Genomic DNA, 17,091 nt, shown 5'->3' with positions numbered 1-17,091 from the left:
TCAAGAGGTTTGCGTCATCATCGCCCCGCGAGATGACGCAAACCTCTTGATCATCGGTGGGGGAGTGGGCTGGGATGCGGGTTCTTGTTGTCGGGGGCAGCGGGTTTCTGGGTCGGGAGGTCTGTCGGCGGGGCGTCAGCGCCGGGTTCTCGGTCGTGGGGACGTTTCACTCCGGGTCCGTCGAGGTGCCGGGTGTTGTCGGGCGGCGGCTGGACGTGACCGACCGCGCCGCCGTGCGCGCGCTGGTCGCCGAGGTGCGGCCGGACACTGTGGTCGCGACCCCCTATCGGTACGACGACTGGACGGTCACCGCCGACGGGGCCGCGTACGTGGCCCTCGCCGCCGCCGAGGTGGGGGCGCGGCTGGTGCACCTGTCCAGCGACGCGCTGCACGGCGGCCGTCCCACGCCGTACGCCGACGACGACCCGCCCAGCCCGGTCAACGCGTACGGGGCCGCGAAGGCGGCGGCGGAGACCGCCGTACGAGCGATCGACCCCGGTGCGGCGCTGGTGCGTACCTCGCTGATCCTCGGGGAGGGCAGCAAACAGATCGAGCTCTGCCGGGACGCGCTCGCCGGCCGGGCCGTCCTGTTCACCGACGAGGTCCGCTGCCCGATCGACGTCGGCGACCTGGCCGACGCCGTGCTGGAGCTGGCCTGCTCGTCGTACGCCGGGCTGCTCAACGTGGCCGGCGCGGACGCGGTCAGCCGGGCCGAGCTGGGTCTGCTGGTCGCCGAGCGGTTCGGCCTGGACGCGACGGGCCTGAAGACCACCACGGCCGCCGCCGCTGGCGTGGTCCGCCCCAGCGACGTACGCCTCGACTCCGCCCGCGCCGCCGGTCTGCTGCGCACGCGGTTGCGCGGGGTGCGGGAACTCCTGGCCTGACATCCTGCACACTTCCTGTGCACAACTCTTGTGCACAGGAAGTGTGCAGAGATAGTGTGCAGTCATGGCGAATAACGAAGCGACCCCGCGGCCCGCCCCGCGGGAGGTGCGGATCGACAAGCGGCAGGTCCGGGTGCTCGCGCACCCGCTGCGGAGGCGGCTGGTCGGAGCCCTGCGGGTGAACGGGCCCGCCACCGCCACCACCCTCGCCGAGCTGCTCGGCACCAACACCGGCGCGACCAGCTACCACCTGCGCCAACTCGCCGAGGTCGGGCTGGTCACCGAGGATCCCGACCGGGGCAGCGGACGGCAGCGCTGGTGGCAGGCCGCGCACGACGTCACAAGCTGGGAGCCGAGCGACTTCGACGACGACCCCGACGCCCGTGCCGCGATCGAGTGGATCCAGGGCGACCAGGTGCGTCTTCTCGTCGAGCACGCCGACCGCTGGTTCGCCACCCAGCACGAGTGGTCCCCCGCCTGGCGGGACGCCTTTGGCATGGGCGACACCTTCCTGACCATCGGGCCGGAGCGGCTGGAGGCGCTCAAGACGGAGGTGTGGCAGGTGCTCAAGCGGTATCGCCGGGAGGCCGAGCCGGTCGACACGGCCGAGCCCGTCGACCCGCAGGCCCGCCCGGTGCAGGTCTTCCTGGCCGCCTACCCGCTGCTGGACGGCCCCCGATGAGCGCGAGGAGTGAGCCGGGTTTGCGAGCCCCGCAGTCGCGAATGGAGGTGGCGTCGTGAGCGCGAGGAGTGAGCCGGGTTTGCGAGCCCCGCAGTCGCGAATGGAGGTGGCGTCGTGAGCGCGCTGACCGTACGCCAGGTCCGGCGTCGCTACCTCACCCTCTACGGCCTGCGCTGGCTGCCCACGGGGTTGATGATCCCGGTGATGATCCTGCTGATGCAGGAGCGCGGCCTGTCGCTGCCGCAGATCGGCCTGGTCGGCACCGCGCAGGGGCTGCTGGTGCTCGCGCTGGAGCTGCCCACCGCCGGCCTGGCCGACGCGCTCGGCCGCCGACCCGTCCTGCTCGCTGCCGGAGCACTCAACCTCGCCTCGCTGGCGCTCTTCGCGGTGGCCGACTCGTTCGCGCTGTTCTTCCTGGTCTGGGCGTTGCAGGGCGTCTACCGGGCGCTGGACAGCGGCCCGCTGGAATCCTGGTACGTCGACGCCACCCTGGCCGCCGACCCGCAGGCCGAGTACGAGAAGGGCCTCGGGTACGCCGGCACCGTCATCGGCGGGGCCATCGCCGGCGGCGCGCTGCTCAGCGGCGGTCTGGTCGCGCTCGGGCCGATCGGGCCGGTCAGCGCGCTCACCGTGCCGGTGCTGGTCGCGATCGTCGCCCAGGCGGCCGCGCTGGTCGCGCTGCTCGCCCTGCTCATCGAGGAGCGGCCGGCCACCGGGGTCGCGGCGGTGCGGGCGTCGGTGGTCCAGGCGCCCCGGATGATCGGCCAGGCCGTCGGTCTGCTGCGCCGGTCCCGGGTGCTGCTCGCCCTGGTGGCGGTGGAGCTGTTCTGGGGCTTCGGCATGGTCACCTTCGAATCGCTGCTGCCGGTCCGCCTCGCCGAGGTGGTCGGCGACCCGGACCGCGCCGCCGCGCTGCTCGGGCCGGCCAGCTCGGCCGCCTGGATCGCCAACGCGGCCGGCGCGGCGCTGACCCCGCTGCTGCTGCGCTGGTTCGGGGCGGCTCCGGGCGCGGCCCTGCTGCGCATCCTGCAGGGCGTCACGGTGGTCGGGATGGGACTGTTCGCGGGGCCGGTCGGAGTGCTGGTGGCCTACCTGGCCTGCTACGCCGTGCACGGCGCGTCCAATCCGCTGCATAGTGGTCTGTTGCACCGACAGGTCGACGGCCCGTACCGGACCAGCGTGCTCTCGCTGAACTCGATGATGTCGGCACCGGCCGCCGCCCTCGGCGGGGTGGCGCTGACCGCGATCGCCGCCGCCGTCAGCGTCAGCGCCGCGATGGTGGTCGGCGCGGTGGTGCTGGCCGTCGCAGCGCCGTTCTACCTGCCCGCCTGGCTGGCCGGCCGTCGGCCCGCTCCCGCCAGCGAGCCGACAGTGGTCCCGGTCCCCGCCGGTCGGTAGGCAAGGTTTTCACCGAAGCCCGGTGTCAAAGGCCGCTCGTCGACGCCCGGTGTCGATGAGCGGCCTCAGCCGAGGCGGATCGCGGTGAGGGACAGGATGTCGGTGAAGCCGAGCCGGCGGTAGAGCCGCACCGCCTGGACGTTGTCCGGGTAGACGCCGAGCCCGACGGTGTCGTGCCGGGCCAGCAACGCCCGGGTCATGCCGGCGGTCAGCGCCGCGCCCAGCCCCCGGCCGCGCTGGTCGGGGGCGACGGTCAGGCCGGCCAGGAACCCGACGTCGCCCCGGCTGCGGTCCGCGCCGCACGCCACCAGGCGGCCGTCGGCCCGGATGCCGTACCAGTCGATGACCCGTGGGTCGTCCGGACGCGTGGTGGTGTTCGGGAACGCCTCGTCGACCAGCGCCGCAAGCGCCGGGCGGTCGGCGTCGGTGAGTCGTACGACCCGCTGCTCGTCCGGCTGCGCCGGCGGCGCCACGGTGGTCCAGTGGAAGTCCCAGTCGACGAACTCGTCCACCGTCAGCCGGCCCGCCAGCAGGGCGGGGTCGAGCCGGGGCAGGTGCATTCGGTGCTCCGGCCGCAGCACCCCGTCGGCGATCAGCGCGGCGCAGATCTCCAGCACCGGCTCGGTGCGGCCGATGGCGTCGGCGCCCAGCCCGCGCTCGGGCGGCAGCAACCACAGCACGGCGCCGTCGCGCCGGTAGCCGCGCGCCGGCACACCCGGCGAGAGCGAGTGCCGGACGAACGGGTGGTCACCGGCGGCGGCCAGGATGGCGGCCCGGTCGTGGATCGCCTGGTCGTCGGTGATCATGACGTCAGCCTAGGAGCCGCCGTACGGGCGACCGCGCAGGGCCCGGCAGCCCGCGTGCTGATCCACGGTGGAGATTGGCGAGTCGACCGATTGGGTACATCACGCGCCGACCTACTGGGAACCCCCACCGGAGGACCGACATGCTCGCCATTCTCGCGGCCATCGTCTTTGGCTTCGCCCTGCTGCTCGACCTGCTCAACACCGACTTCGGTGCCCCCGACCTGTTCAACTGGAACACCCTCGTGCTCATCGGCCTGCTCCTGCTCTCGCTCTACCTGGCCGGCGTCGGCAGCGGCCCGCGCGGCGGTGGCGGCGGCCGCTGGTACCGGGGCCGTCGTCCCGGCCGTGGCTGACCGAGACCGATCAGCGGTGACCCGGCCCGCAGCGCGATTCCGGCGTCGCGGGTCGGGCCCGGTACTGTCTTCGTGATGGAGTCCGACGCTCTCTTCTCCCTCGGTGCGCCCACCGGGCCGCGCAGCGCGCCCGAGGGTTCCGCCGGTGTCGACGGCTTCACTCCGGTAGCGGACGATTCGCCCCTGCCCGTCCGCATGCGGCCCGCGAGCCTGGACGAGCTGATCGGGCAGGACCACCTGCTCGCCCCCGGAGCGCCGCTGCGGCAACTGGTCTCCGGCGGCGCCGGAATGTCGGTCATCCTCTGGGGGCCGCCCGGCAGCGGCAAGACCACCATCGCGCACCTGGTGGCCGGCGCCACCGATCGCCGCTTCGTCGCCATGTCGGCCCTCGCGGCCGGTGTCAAGGACGTCCGGGCGGTGATCGAGACGGCCCGTCGCCAGCGCCGCTCGGGCGGCCCGCAGACGGTGCTGTTCATCGACGAGGTGCACCGGTTCAGCAAGACCCAGCAGGATTCCCTGCTCGCCGCCGTTGAGGACCGCACGGTCACGCTGCTCGCGGCGACCACCGAAAACCCGTACTTCTCGGTCATCTCACCTCTGCTGTCGCGGTGCGTGCTGCTCACCCTGCAACCGCTCGACGACGACGCCGTACGCGGCCTGCTGCGCCGCGCGGTCGCCGACGAGCGCGGCCTGGGCGGCACGCTGACCCTGACCACCGACGCCGAGGACCACCTGGTCCGGCTCGCCGCCGGTGACGTCCGCAAGGCGCTGACCGCGCTGGAGGCGGCGGCGGCCTCGGCCACGGCGCTCGGCGCCGGGCGCATCGATCTCGCCACCGCCGAGCAGGCGGTCGACGTGGCGGCGGTGCGCTACGACCGCGACGGCGACGCCCACTACGACGTGGTCAGCGCGTTCATCAAGAGCATGCGCGGCTCGGACGTGGACGCCGCCGTGCACTGGCTGGCCCGGATGCTGGTGGCGGGGGAGGACGCCCGGTTCATCGCCCGACGGCTGGTCATCTTCGCCAGCGAGGACGTGGGCATGGCCGACCCCACCGCGCTGAGCGTGGCCACCGCCGCCGCGCACGCCGTGGAGTACGTCGGCCTGCCCGAGGCGCAGCTCAACCTGGCGCAGGCGGTGATCCACCTGGCCACCGCGCCGAAGTCGAACTCGGCCACCACCGCGATCGGGGCGGCCATCGCCGACGTACGGGCCGGCCGGGGCGGTTCGGTGCCCCGTGGGTTGCGGGACGCGCACTACGCCGGCGCCCGAGGGCTGGGCCACGGCATCGGGTACCGCTACCCGCACGACGACCAGCGCGGCGTGGTCACCCAGCAGTACGTCCCGGACGACCTGGTGGGCGTCGACTACTACCAGCCCAGCCCGCACGGGGCGGAACGGTCGGTGTCGACGCGGCTGCCGGTGCTGCGCCGGATCGTACGCGGGCTGCCGGCCCCGCCCGCCCGCCCCGAAACCCCGACCGCCTCCTCGCCCGCGACAGCGGGCCCGTCGGTGGCGGCCCCGACCGCAGGGTCACCGGTAACACCGCAGCCCGCCCCGGCGCTTGTCGGTCGGAACGGCCAACCGGCCACGGAAGCGGGCGGCCCCCGCACGAAGCAGGACAGCGGCACGGACGCCGCAGGAGAGGGTCAACAGTGAGATCGCGTGGTGCGGACCGCCCCGACGAGGGCCCGGACGAGCGGCGTGATCCCCGCGCGAAGGGCCGCCGCTGGGGTCGAGGCCGAGCCGAGGCCGAGCCGGAGGAGCCGGTGGCCGGCGAGGAGTTCGGCTGGATCGACGACCTGCGCTCGGCCAAGCAGCAACGCGGCGAGCTGGGCCCGGACGGGGCCCCGGCCGAGCCCGTGCCACCGCGCACGGGCGCGTCGCCGCCGCCGGACGCGCCGCCCGGCTCACGCCGTCCAGACGCGGAGGCCGCCGGAACGCGCCGCCCGGTTGACGGCCCCTGGCCGGGCGAGGCGCCCCCGCCAGGTCGCCTCATGGACACCCGCCCGCCCGCCGAGCGCGAACACCCCGGCCGCCCACCCGCCGACCGCTCCCGGGCCGCCGGGCCCGCCGGCCCCGTCGGGGGCCAGCCGGCGGCGCGTGGCGCCCAGCCGGTTCCCGGCACCGGCCCCCGTGCCGCCGCGCCGCCCCTCGGGCCGCCGTCGGCTCGCCCGGCCGGCGGTGACGCGGCGAGCCCTCCGGGGCCCCGCCCGACCACCGGCGCTCCGGTCCGACCGCGTCCGACCGTGGGACCGTCCGGCCCGCCCGCAGGGCCAGCGGCTGCGGGCCCCCCGGCCGGCCACCGCCCGGATGCCGCCGCCCCGACCGGCCGGGCGGAGGCGAGGCCGCCGCTGCGCCGGCAGGACACCGTGCCGCCGGGCCGCGGACCCGGGCCGGACCCGACCGGCGGCGGCCGGCCGCTGACCGGTGACGGTCTGGCCGCCGGCCGACGTACGGCGGGTCCCGTTCCCGATCCGGCGCGACCCGCCGGGCCGCCCACCGCGGCCGGTCCCGCCCGGTTCGACGGGCCGCCGCCCGGCGTCGCGCCGCACGTTGCGGATGGGCTGCGAGCCGACCCCGCGATCGACAATGACCCGCGTACGGGCAGGCGTCGTCCCGGCCCGGCCGACCCGGGAGCGCCGGAGCCCGCGGGCCACGCCCGCCCGGCCGGGGGTGGTCGCCGCCGTGCCGCCGAATCGGACGCGTCGATGGTGCCCCGCTCGGGCAATGCCCCGCCGATGCCGGAGGCGTCCACCGGGCCCGCCAGCGCGGGACCCGCCAGCGCGGGACCCGCCAGCGCGGGACCCGCCAGCGCGGGACCCGCCAGCGCGGGACCCGCCAGCGCGGGACCCGCCAGCGCGGGACCCGCCAGCGCGGGACCCGCCAGCGCGGGACCCGCCAACGTCACGTCCACCGACGGCACCGGTCGCCGTCGAGCGGTCCCCGACGACCAGGGCCGACGCGCGCCGACCGGCGGTGAGCCGCGGGCGGACCGCCCGGAGCGACCGGCTGACTGGCTGCGTCAGGCCGGCCGGCTGCCGCACACCGACCCCGGCCTGCCGGTGGTCAACCGCCGAGGTGGCGACGCGCAGGCCCCGAGCGCGAACCGGCCCGTCGGCCGCCGTACCGCCCCGCCGCCCGCCGGTGATCTGACCGATCGTTCCGGTGGCCCACTCGCCGTGCCCGATCCCGCCGCGGAACGCGCCGCCGGCCGTCGTCCCGTCGGGCCACCGGCCGACCCGGGTGCGGACGCTCCCACCGGTCGCCGGGCCGCCCGGCCCGGTGCGCCAGAGCACACCGGAGAGCAGCCGAGCGGTCCCGTGCCTTATCCGCCGGTCACCGGTGAGCGGCCCGTCGGCCGTCGGGCCGCTCCGGGGTCCGCCGCGGATCCGGTCAACCGACGCCGCCGCCCGCCGGCCGAGTCCGCCCCCGACGGACCCACCGGTCGTCCCGGACCGGCCGACGACCCGTATGCCGGCCCCGCCGGCGGCGGGCGACCCGCACCGGTGCGGGGCGCCCGCTCCGCCCCGCCCGGGGGTCGGGCCCGACTCGCGCCCGGCGAGGCGCCGGTCTCCGGCGCCGGTCGCCGTGGTCCCGACGGTCCGCCCGGTCCCGGCGCCGGCACGCCCGAGCGGGGTGCCGCTCGCTCCGCCGGCCCGGCTCGCGCCGCCGTCCCGCCGGGCGCCGGTTCGGACGGTCCGCCCCGGCCTCGCCCCGAGGGCTCGGCTCGCGCGGCCGTGCCGCCCGGCGCCGGCCCGGATGCTCCGGCTCGCGCCGTCGGGCCGCCGGGCGCCGATCCGGCGCGTCCCGCTCGTGCGGCGGTACGCCCGGGCGTCGGCCCGGACGCCCCGCCCCGTCCCGGCTCGGCCCGACCCGGTCCGGACGGTCCGGCCCGTGCGGCCGTCCCGCCGGGCGCCGGTCCGGACGGTCCGGCTCGCGCCGCCGTCCGCCCGCCGGGCGTCGGGCAGCCGCCCGTCGGCGACGACCGGGCGGGCGCCGAGCACGCCGGCCCCGGATCGCCCGTGGCCGCGCGTGCTGCCGCCCCCCGACCGGCGGACCGTGCCGCGGGCCGTGCCCTGCCGCCGCCCCGCGAGGCCGACCGGCCCGAGCCCAGCGGTGTCGCCCCCGTGCCACCGTCCGGCCGGCCCGGCGAGTCGGCCGGTGTGGCCCGCGCCGCAGTCGTGGTGCCCGCCGCGACGGCGCCGGTCGCCGAGCCGACCGACGGGCCCGCACTGCGCGCGGCCGGCCAGGACGCGTCCGACGACGACGCCCCGGGCGCCCGATCCGAGGTACGCCGGCAGTCGCGCGAACGACGCCGGCTGCGGGTGGCCGTCCTGGCGCTGGTCAGCGTCGTGCTGCTCGGCGCGGTACCGCTCTTCTTCGGCGTCCGTACGCTGAGCCGGGACCCGGTCTTCGACAACCTGGACCAGCTCGGCGTGCCCGCGTGGGCCGCGACGAAGACGGTCGACGACGTCAGCGGCAGCCGCTGGTGTCTGCTCGACTGTCGACTGCGCGAGCGCACCGTCACCTCGCAGAAGTCGCCGGAGGAGACGGCGAAGGTCTACGAGGCCGCGCTGCGCGAGGACGGCTGGCGACCGTGGAAGGTGAGCCGCTGCCCGGAGCAGGAGACGAAGGGCAGTTACACGTGCTGGCGTCAGGACGAGCTGACCCTCGACCTGTGGGTGCGGGCGCCGGCCTGCGTTCCGCCACCGGTCGACGGGGAGCCGGCGATCGTGCCGTCCCCGGAGCCGTCGGCCGCTGCGGGAGACTGCGCCGGCTCGTTGGTGTCGGTGAAGGTGCGCAACGCGATCGACGACGAGCGGACCAGACCGCAGCCCAGCACCGATCCGTCACTGACCGGAGAGGACCCGTACCCGACGGTCAGCGGGGATCCGCTGAGCGACGTGACACCCACACCGTCCTGAGCCGCGCTCCATCACGGACGGTAGGGTCTGGGGCTGGCGGGCCCGCCCGTGCCCGGCGACCGGTGACGGCTCGGTGGGGTTCGGTGGGCACCAGGTTGTGCGTTCCGGGGACGTCGGGTCCGGCGGAACTCTGCTTGAGGAGGACAGGCGTGGGCGACATTTTGGCGATCGCGGCGCTGATCGCGGCGAGCGCGTTCGCGGTGCTGGTGCTCATCCTGACGCTGCCCATCCTGCGGCTGCGGCACACGGTGGACGCCACCACGCGGATGATCAACGACCTCAACGATCGGAGCGGACCGCTGCTCGGCGACGTGAACACCACGGTGAAGAACGTCAACGTCGCGCTGGAGCAGGTGCAGACGTCGCTCGACGGCGTCAACCTGCAGCTGGCGAAGGTCGACACCATGACCAGCCACGCCCAGAACGTCACCGCCAACGTCGCCAACCTCGCCACCGTGGTCTCCGCCGCCGCCGCTAACCCGCTGGTGAAGGTGGCCGCGTTCGGCTACGGCGTGCGCAAGGCCGCCGCCGGCCGCCGGCACGCCGAGACCGAGCGCGAGGTACGCGACACCATCAAGCAGCAGCGACGGGCCGCCCGGCGCGGCAACAGCTGACCGGCCGGCGTACCAGGAGGTAGCGAGACATGAGGCGCTTGTTCTGGCTCGGCATCGGCGTGGCCGTCGGCGTGATCGTGGTCCGCAAGGCGACCCGCACCGCCCAGGCGTACACCCCGGCCGGCATCGCCAGCACGTTGTCGGAATCCGCTGGCGGCCTGGTGGAATCGCTGCGTAGCTTCGTGGAGGACGTCCGGGTCGGGATGGCCGAGCGCGAGCAGGAGATCCACCAGGCGTTCGCCCAGGGCGAGGCGTTCGACGACCAGTTCGCCGAGCTGCGGGAAGACCCGCGGATCGGCGATCGAGACATTTTTCCGGAGGAACACCAGCGATGAAGACGGCGGAGATCAAGCGGCGGTACCTCGCGCACTTCGAGGCGAACGGCCACGCTGTGGTGCCGTCCGCTCCGCTGCCCGCCATCAGCGACCCGAACCTGCTGTTCGTCAACGCCGGCATGGTGCAGTTCGTGCCCTACTTCCTGGGCCAGCAGACCCCGCCGTACCAGCGGGCGGTCAGCGTGCAGAAGTGCATCCGCACCCCGGACATCGACGAGGTCGGCAAGACGAGCCGGCACGGCACGTTCTTCCAGATGAACGGCAACTTCTCCTTCGGTGACTACTTCAAGGCCGGCGCGATCCCGCTGGCGTGGGAGTTGTCCACGAAGCCGATCGCCGAGGGTGGTTACGGGCTGGATCCGGAGCGGATCTGGCCGACGATCTACCTGGACGACGACGAGGCGTACGAGATCTGGCGGTCGGTGGGGGTGCCGCCCGAGCGGATCGTGCGCCGGGGCAAGGCGGACAACTTCTGGTCGATGGGCATTCCCGGGCCGTGCGGTCCGTCGTCGGAGCTGTTCTACGACCGGGGCCCGGAGTACGGCCGCGAGGGCGGCCCGGCGGTCGACGAGGACCGCTACATGGAGTACTGGAACCTCGTGTTCATGCAGTTCGAGCGCGGTCCGGGCAGCACCAAGGAGGACTACCCGATCCTGGGTGACCTGCCGGCGCAGAACATCGACACCGGCATGGGCCTGGAGCGAATGGCGTCGATCCTGCAGGGCGTCGACAACCTGTACGAGATCGACGAGGTCCGGCCGATCCTCGCCCGCGCGGCCGAGCTGACCGGCAAGCGCTACGGCGCGCACTCCGGGCACGTGGCCAGCGAGTCGCACCCGGACGACGTCCGGCTGCGGGTGGTCGCCGACCACGTACGGACCGCGCTGATGCTGATCGGCGACGGCGTGACCCCGAGCAACGAGGGCCGTGGCTACGTGCTGCGCCGGATCATGCGCCGGGCGATCCGGTCGATCCGACTGCTCGGCTGGCAGGACCGGGCGCTGCCGGAGCTGCTGCCGGTCGCGCGGGACTGCATGGCGCCGTCGTACCCGGAGCTGGCGACCGACTTCGACCGGATCGCGCAGTACGCGTACGCCGAGGAGGAAGCCTTCCTGTCGACGCTGCGCGCCGGTACGACGATCCTGGACACGGCGATCGCCGAGACCCGCACGGCGGGCGGCACGGCGCTGTCCGGTGCGAAGGCGTTCCAGCTGCACGACACGTACGGCTTCCCGATCGACCTGACCCTGGAGATCGCGGCGGAGCAGGGCCTGAAGGTCGACGACGAGGGCTTCCGGCGGCTGATGGCCGACCAGCGGACCCGGGCGAAGGCGGACGCGCAGGCCCGCAAGACGGGGCACACCGACGTGTCGGCGTACCGCTCGGTGCTCGACGCCGGCGGCCCGGTGACGTTCACCGGTTACAGCGAGGTGGCCCGCGAGTCGCGGGTGCGGGCGCTGCTGGGCGCCGACGGCCCACGCCAGGCGGCGACCGAGGGTGACACCGTCGAGTTGGTGCTGGACACGACCCCGTTCTACGCCGAGGGCGGTGGCCAGCAGCCCGACCACGGCATGATCACCGTCGGCGACGGTCAGGTCGAGGTGCTCGACGTGCAGCAGCCGGTGCCCGGCCTGATCGTGCACCGGGCCCGGGTCATCCGGGGCGAGGTGCACCCCGGCGACACCGGCTACGCCGAGATCGACACGACCCGGCGGCGGGCGATCTCCCGGTCGCACACGGCCACCCACCTGGTGCACCAGACCATGCGCAACTTCCTCGGCGAGTCGGCCACCCAGGCGGGTTCGCTGAACGCGCCGGGCCGGCTGCGGTTCGACTTCAACACCCCGACGGGTGTGTCGCCGACAGTTCTGCGGGACGTGGAGCAGCAGGTCAACGAGGTGCTCCTGGCCGACCTGGAGGTGCACGCCTTCATCACCTCGCTGGACGAGGCGCGGCGGATCGGCGCGATGGCGCTGTTCGGCGAGAAGTACGGCGAGGAGGTGCGGGTCGTCGAGGTCGGCGACTACGCCCGGGAGTTGTGCGGCGGCACGCACGTGGCCCGCTCGGCCCAGCTCGGCCTCGTGAAGATCCTCTCCGAGTCGTCCATCGGCTCCGGTGTCCGCCGGGTCGAGGCGCTGGTCGGCATGGACGCCTTCGGCTTCCTGGCCAAGGAGCACCTGTTGGTCTCCCGGCTGGCCGAGCTGTACCGGGTGCCCAACGACCAGGTCGCCGACCGGGTGGAGCAGACGGTCACCCAGCTGCGGGACGCGGAGAAGGAGTTGGAGAAGCTGCGCGCCCAGCTGGTGCTGGGCGGGGCGGGGGCGCTCGCCGCGCAGGCCAAGGATGTGCGCGGCGTGGCGTACGTGGGCACCGAGGCGCCGGAGGGCGCGGCCGGTAACGACGTACGGACCCTGGCGCAGGAGATTCGCGGCAAGATCGACCCGGCGCGGCCGGCGGTGGTCGCGGTGGCGGCCCGGTCGAATGGCAAAGCGTCCCTGGTGGTGGCGGTCAACGCGGCCGCGCGCAACCGGGGCCTGGCCGCGTCGGATCTGGTGAAGGCGGCGTTCTCCGGGCGCGGCGGTGGCAGCCCTGACCTGGCCCAGGGTGGCGGCCTGCCGGCGGCCGAGGCGCCGAACCTGCTGCTCACCGTCGAGAAGGCGATCACCGAGGCGTGATGGACGCTCCTAGTCGACCAGGGCGGACCGATCGGTCCGCCCTGGTTCGTATGGTCCCCACGGTGACCGTCGGTGAGTAAACTGACGCGCGGGGTGCGGATTGGCGTGGACGTCGGTCAGGTGCGGGTCGGGGTGTCCCGCTCGGATCCGGACGGGGTGCTGGCCACGCCGCTGGTCACCCTCGCCCGCGATCTCACCGCCGCGCCGGACGCGGTGCCGAGCGACCTTGCCCAGCTCGCGGCACTGGTGGCCGAACATGAAGCGGTCGAGGTTGTCGTCGGCCTTCCGGTCAACCTGGCCGGCAAACACGGTCCCGCGGCGGTCGGAGTGAAGGCGTACGCTGGCCGACTGGCCGATGTGATAGCGCCCGTACCGGTAACGCTTACCGACGAGAGGATGTCGACCGTGGTCGCTTCTCGTAGGCTTGCCGAGCGTGGCGTCCGAGGTAAACGTCAACGTGCGGTTGTCGACCAGGCGGCCGCGGTGGAGATCCTGCAGAGCTGGCTGGACGCGCAGCGGAGGCGGACGTAATGATCGACGATCTGGATCTTGGTTTTGACGAGCCGGAGCGGGGTGAGAAAGGCCGACACCGGCGCGGCTTCGTCCGTAAACGTAACGGCGGCTCCAGCTCCGGGGGGCGCGGCAAGACGTTCCTGGCGCTGCTGATGGCCCTGCTCCTGTTGGGCGGCATCGGCGGCGGCGCGTTCTACGGGTTCGACCGGATCCAGAACTACTTCGTCACGCCCGACTACGACGGCCCGGGCTCGGGCGAGGTGCTGGTCGACGTCAAGACCGGTGACAGCGCGACCGATGTCGGTGCCACGTTGTACGAGGCCGGTGTGGTCAAGAGCGTCAAGGCGTTCATCGAGGCGGCGGACGCAAACTCCCGCAGCAAGAACCTCCAGGTGGGTCGCTACAAGGTCAAGAAGGCGATGAAGGCGTCCGAGGCCCTGCTTCTGCTGCTCGATCCGAAGAGCCGTGTGGTGAACGGAGTGACCATCCCAGAGGGGATGATCACCTTGGCGATCTATGACGAACTGGCCAAGGCGACGAAGATTCCGGTCACCGAGTTCAAGGCCGCGGCGAAGGACCCGGTCAAGCTGGGGGTGCCGGCCTTCTGGTTCAACCGGGGAGACGGCAAGAAGGGGCCGAAGAGCCTGGAGGGCTTCCTGTTCCCGGCGACGTACGAGATTCCGCCGAAGGCAACGGCGGCGCAGATCCTGTCGCTGATGGTCGACAAGTTCCTCGAGGTCACCGACCAGATTAAGTTCGTCGACACCGTCAAGGGCAAGCGGGGCATCTCCCCGTACGAAGCGTTGATCACCGCCTCCATCGCGCAGGCCGAGTCGGTCAACCATGTCGACTTCCCGAAGGTCTCCCGGGTGATCTACAACCGGGTGTACACCGACAAGTACCACTGCAAGTGCCTGGAGATCGACAGCGCGATCAACTACTGGTTGCGGTTGCAGGGTAAGGACCCGAAGGACTCCGACGTTCTGAAGGCCAGCGAAATCAACGATCCGAAGAACCCTTACCGCACCCACGGTGCTGACGGCCTGACGATCACGCCGATCAGCAACCCTGGCGAGGACGCGCTCAAGGGCGCGATGGACCCCCCGGTGGGCGACTGGGTCTACTTCATGACCGTCGACAAGAAGGGCACGATGGGCTACGGCTCCAACGATGCCGACTTCCGGAACCTGCAACGCCAGATGTGCCGCAACGGCGTGCTCAGCGGCGAGAACTGTTCGTGAGGGCGGCCGTGGTCGGCACGCCGATCGCGCACTCGCTCTCCCCGGTGATCCACACCGCCGGCTACGCCGCCGCCGGGCTGACCGGGTGGTCGTACACCCGGATCGAGTGCGCGGCGGCGGAGCTGCCGGATCTGGTCGCCGGCCTGGGCCCGGAGTGGGCCGGGCTGTCGGTGACCATGCCGGGCAAGGAGGCGGCGCTCGCCGTGGCCGACGCCGCGTCGCCGGTCGCCGTCGCGGTCGGCGCGGCCAACACGTTGGTACGCCGTCCGGACGGCTCCTGGTACGCGGACAACACCGACGTCGGCGGCATGGTCGAGGTGCTCACCGCGGCCGGGGTGGTGCCCGGTGCCGCTCTGACCGTCCTCGGCGCGGGGGGAACGGCCCGCGCCGCGCTCGCCGCCGCCGCACGACTGGCGTGCTCGTCGGTGACGGTGGTGGCCCGCCGGTCCGAGGCGGTCGACGAGCTGCGCCCGGTGGCCGACGCCCTCGACGTGGCGCTGACGGGGGGCGCCTGGGCCGACGCGCCCCGGCACCTGGCCGTCGCCGACGTGGTCGTCTCCACGGTGCCGAAGGGCGTCGCCGACTCGCTCGCCGGCGTGGTGACGTGGCGGCCGGATGGGGTGTGTTTCGACGCGCTGTACGACCCGTGGCCAACGCCGCTGGCCGCGTCCGCCCGTGCTGCCGGTCTGCGGGTGGTGTCCGGATTGGACCTGCTGCTGGCGCAGGCGGTCGGCCAGTTCGAGCAGTTCACCGGCGTTGCCGCGCCGGTCGTGGCGATGCGGGAGGCGCTGGTGGCGGCCCGCCGGAGCGCCTTTCTTAGCTGACGGTTAAGACGCGCTTACGGGAACTTGTCCTGCCCACGACATGCCCTGGTCGTCGATACGCTGCTCACGGTTACCGCAGCAGACACAGGGAGTTCTCCTTGACCAGGCATGGACTGCACCGCATCACCCGGCTCCGCAACGGTCCCCGGCGCAAGGCGATCTCCGTCGGCGTGGTCGGCGGTGCGGTGGTGGCCGGCATCGTGGCGACCATAATGCCGCTGCTGGCCAGCGACGACCTGTCGATCCGCGCGGTGGCGGACACCACCGCGACGATGGTGACGCAGGACGGCGACAATGCCACCAAGACGACCCTGGCGACCTGCCCGGCGCGCTGCGACGGCAACCCGCGCGGTGGCCGCGAGGCGGTCGTCGAGTTCGCCGTGACCACCGTGCCGGCCGCCGCCGTCAACGTCCGGGCGACCCTGCGCATGCACGCCTGGCAGCAGTTCGCCGCCACGGTGACCGCGCAGGCCTCGTCGTTGAGCGCCCGCGAGACGCGACCGGCCCCGGCGATGCCAGGGACCGTGCTGGACACCGTGACCGGTGTGGCCAAGGGCGTCAACGAGTGGGACGTCTCCACGTTGGTCACCGGCAACGGCACCTGGACGGTGTCGCTCGCCCAGACCGGTCTGGAGACCCGCGTCTACTGGGCGTCGGTCGAGAACCGCAACCCGGAGCTGCGACCCAGCCTGGTGATCAGCTACGACCTCGGCAGTAAGCCGACGTCGGCGCCGACCACCCGGCCGGCGCCGCCGCCCTCGCCGACGGTCGCGCCGACCACCGCCGCGCCCCGGCCCACGCCGACGGTCGCGCCAACTCGTACGCCGACCCCGACCCAGAGCCCCACCCTCCCGTCCGGCAAGTGCGGCCAGGTGTCCGACACGCTCGTGCCCTCCTGCGGCGCCTGGTGGGGGATGTACTCACCGGCCAACGCGGGCAGCGGCTGGGACCACGGCAAGGCGATCACCGACGTCGAGGCGCAGGTCGGGCGCAAGTTCGACATCGTGCACCGCTACCACGACTTCTCCAACGCCGGCAGCAACGGCGTCTTCCCCGACGCGTACGAGTCCCAGCAGATGCGCGAAGGGCGGCTGCTGTTCTTCGCGTGGGAGTCGCGCGACTTCTCCGCCGGCACCACGCTGAAGTGGTCCGAGATCTACAGTGGCCGGCAGGATGCCACGATCGACGCGGTCGCCGGTCGCATCCGGGCTGCGAAGGTGCCGGTGTTCATGGGCTTCGACCACGAGCCGGAGGACGAGCCGGGCAAGGGCAGCGACGCCGACTTCGTCCGGGCCTGGAAGTACGTGTACGAACGGTTCGCCAAGGCCGGCGCGGACAACGCCGTCTGGGTCTGGACGATGATGGGCTGGTCCGGGCACTACTCCCGGTACGCCGGCCTCTACCCCGGCGACCGGTACGTCGACTGGGTGGCCTACGACCCGTACAACTTCCACGTCTGCAACGGCAGCACCGTGTGGAAGAGCCCGAGCACCACGGTGGACGGTTTCTACCGCTGGCTCGACGAGAACGGCATCGGGGCCGGCAAGCCGCGGATGCTCGCCGAGTTCGGCACGAACTTCGACGTCAAGGACCCGGGGGCCAAGCAGCGCTGGTTCCAGGAGTTCCCGGCGGCCCTGAAGGCGCACCCGAAGATCAAGGCCGCTATCTACTTCAACTCGCCGGGCATGACCACCCGAACGGCGACCTGTGACATGACGATGAACCACGATGCCTCCGCGGTGACCGGCTTCAGCCAGGCCGGCAAGGACGCGTACCTGCGGCAGCCCGCCGGAGGTAGCCGCTGACGAGATGACGACACCGTGACGACACGCGCCGTT

Annotated in this window: 14 protein-coding genes; 13 read left to right on the top strand and 1 reads right to left on the bottom strand. The window is 73.4% G+C overall.

What is annotated here, in order from left to right:
- Positions 1-74: 74 nt before the first annotated feature.
- The 3 genes from OG505_RS15400 (at position 75) to OG505_RS15390 (ending at position 2,964) form a co-directional block, all read left to right on the top strand.
- On the top strand, positions 75-884 hold the full coding sequence (locus tag OG505_RS15400) for an SDR family oxidoreductase (protein WP_405434032.1): 810 nt from the start codon (positions 75-77) through the stop codon (positions 882-884).
- Positions 885-948: 64 nt separating this feature from the next.
- Positions 949-1,566 carry an ArsR/SmtB family transcription factor gene (locus OG505_RS15395; RefSeq protein ID WP_405434030.1) on the top strand — a complete coding sequence of 206 codons (618 nt, stop codon included), beginning with the start codon at positions 949-951 and terminating at the stop codon, positions 1,564-1,566.
- Positions 1,567-1,680: 114 nt separating this feature from the next.
- Entirely contained in the window at positions 1,681-2,964 is a 1,284-nt protein-coding gene (locus tag OG505_RS15390; RefSeq protein ID WP_405434028.1) for an MFS transporter, read from the top strand.
- A gap of 65 nt (positions 2,965-3,029) precedes the next feature.
- On the opposite strand, the gene OG505_RS15385 is transcribed toward OG505_RS15390, so the two are convergent.
- Complete coding sequence (locus OG505_RS15385) at positions 3,030-3,770, bottom strand: GNAT family N-acetyltransferase (protein WP_405434026.1); 741 nt, start codon at positions 3,768-3,770, stop codon at positions 3,030-3,032.
- 140 nt (positions 3,771-3,910) lie between these two features.
- On the opposite strand from OG505_RS15385, the gene OG505_RS15380 reads away from it, so the two are divergent.
- The 10 genes from OG505_RS15380 to OG505_RS15335 all read left to right on the top strand — a co-directional run bounded on the left by OG505_RS15380 (position 3,911) and on the right by OG505_RS15335 (position 17,058).
- Positions 3,911-4,123, top strand: a complete 213-nt coding sequence (locus OG505_RS15380; protein WP_007458297.1) for a hypothetical protein — start codon at positions 3,911-3,913, stop codon at positions 4,121-4,123.
- A 75-nt stretch (positions 4,124-4,198) separates the two neighbouring features.
- The gene (locus OG505_RS15375) at positions 4,199-5,782 is read left to right on the top strand and encodes an AAA family ATPase (RefSeq protein WP_405434025.1); all 1,584 of its coding nucleotides are present in this window, start codon (positions 4,199-4,201) and stop codon (positions 5,780-5,782) included.
- Positions 5,783-8,358: 2,576 nt separating this feature from the next.
- On the top strand, positions 8,359-9,051 hold the full coding sequence (locus OG505_RS15370; RefSeq protein ID WP_405434517.1) for a hypothetical protein: 693 nt from the start codon (positions 8,359-8,361) through the stop codon (positions 9,049-9,051).
- 149 nt (positions 9,052-9,200) lie between these two features.
- Entirely contained in the window at positions 9,201-9,665 is a 465-nt protein-coding gene (locus OG505_RS15365) for a DUF948 domain-containing protein (RefSeq protein WP_405434024.1), read from the top strand.
- A gap of 29 nt (positions 9,666-9,694) precedes the next feature.
- A complete protein-coding gene (locus OG505_RS15360; protein WP_357497670.1) occupies positions 9,695-10,000 on the top strand; it encodes a hypothetical protein in 306 nt (101 codons plus the stop codon).
- The gene (gene alaS, locus OG505_RS15355) at positions 9,997-12,675 is read left to right on the top strand and encodes an alanine--tRNA ligase (protein ID WP_405434023.1); all 2,679 of its coding nucleotides are present in this window, start codon (positions 9,997-9,999) and stop codon (positions 12,673-12,675) included. The genes OG505_RS15360 and alaS overlap by 4 nt, the downstream gene beginning before the upstream one ends.
- Positions 12,676-12,747: 72 nt before the next feature.
- Positions 12,748-13,206, top strand: a complete 459-nt coding sequence (ruvX, locus tag OG505_RS15350) for a Holliday junction resolvase RuvX (RefSeq protein ID WP_405434021.1) — start codon at positions 12,748-12,750, stop codon at positions 13,204-13,206.
- Positions 13,206-14,429: an endolytic transglycosylase MltG gene (gene mltG / locus OG505_RS15345; protein ID WP_405434020.1), complete on the top strand. Its 1,224-nt coding sequence runs from the start codon at positions 13,206-13,208 to the stop codon at positions 14,427-14,429. The genes ruvX and mltG overlap by 1 nt, the downstream gene beginning before the upstream one ends.
- Positions 14,426-15,253 carry a shikimate dehydrogenase gene (locus tag OG505_RS15340; protein WP_405434018.1) on the top strand — a complete coding sequence of 276 codons (828 nt, stop codon included), beginning with the start codon at positions 14,426-14,428 and terminating at the stop codon, positions 15,251-15,253. Before mltG ends, OG505_RS15340 begins: the two co-directional genes overlap by 4 nt.
- A 98-nt stretch (positions 15,254-15,351) precedes the next feature.
- Positions 15,352-17,058, top strand: a complete 1,707-nt coding sequence (locus OG505_RS15335; RefSeq protein ID WP_405434017.1) for a glycosyl hydrolase — start codon at positions 15,352-15,354, stop codon at positions 17,056-17,058.
- Positions 17,059-17,091 lie beyond the last annotated feature (33 nt).

Origin of the sequence: Micromonospora sp. NBC_00617 (assembly GCF_045161355.1) — a bacterium.
GTDB lineage: Bacteria > Actinomycetota > Actinomycetes > Mycobacteriales > Micromonosporaceae > Micromonospora.
This window is presented reverse-complemented; position numbering and strand designations above follow the sequence as displayed.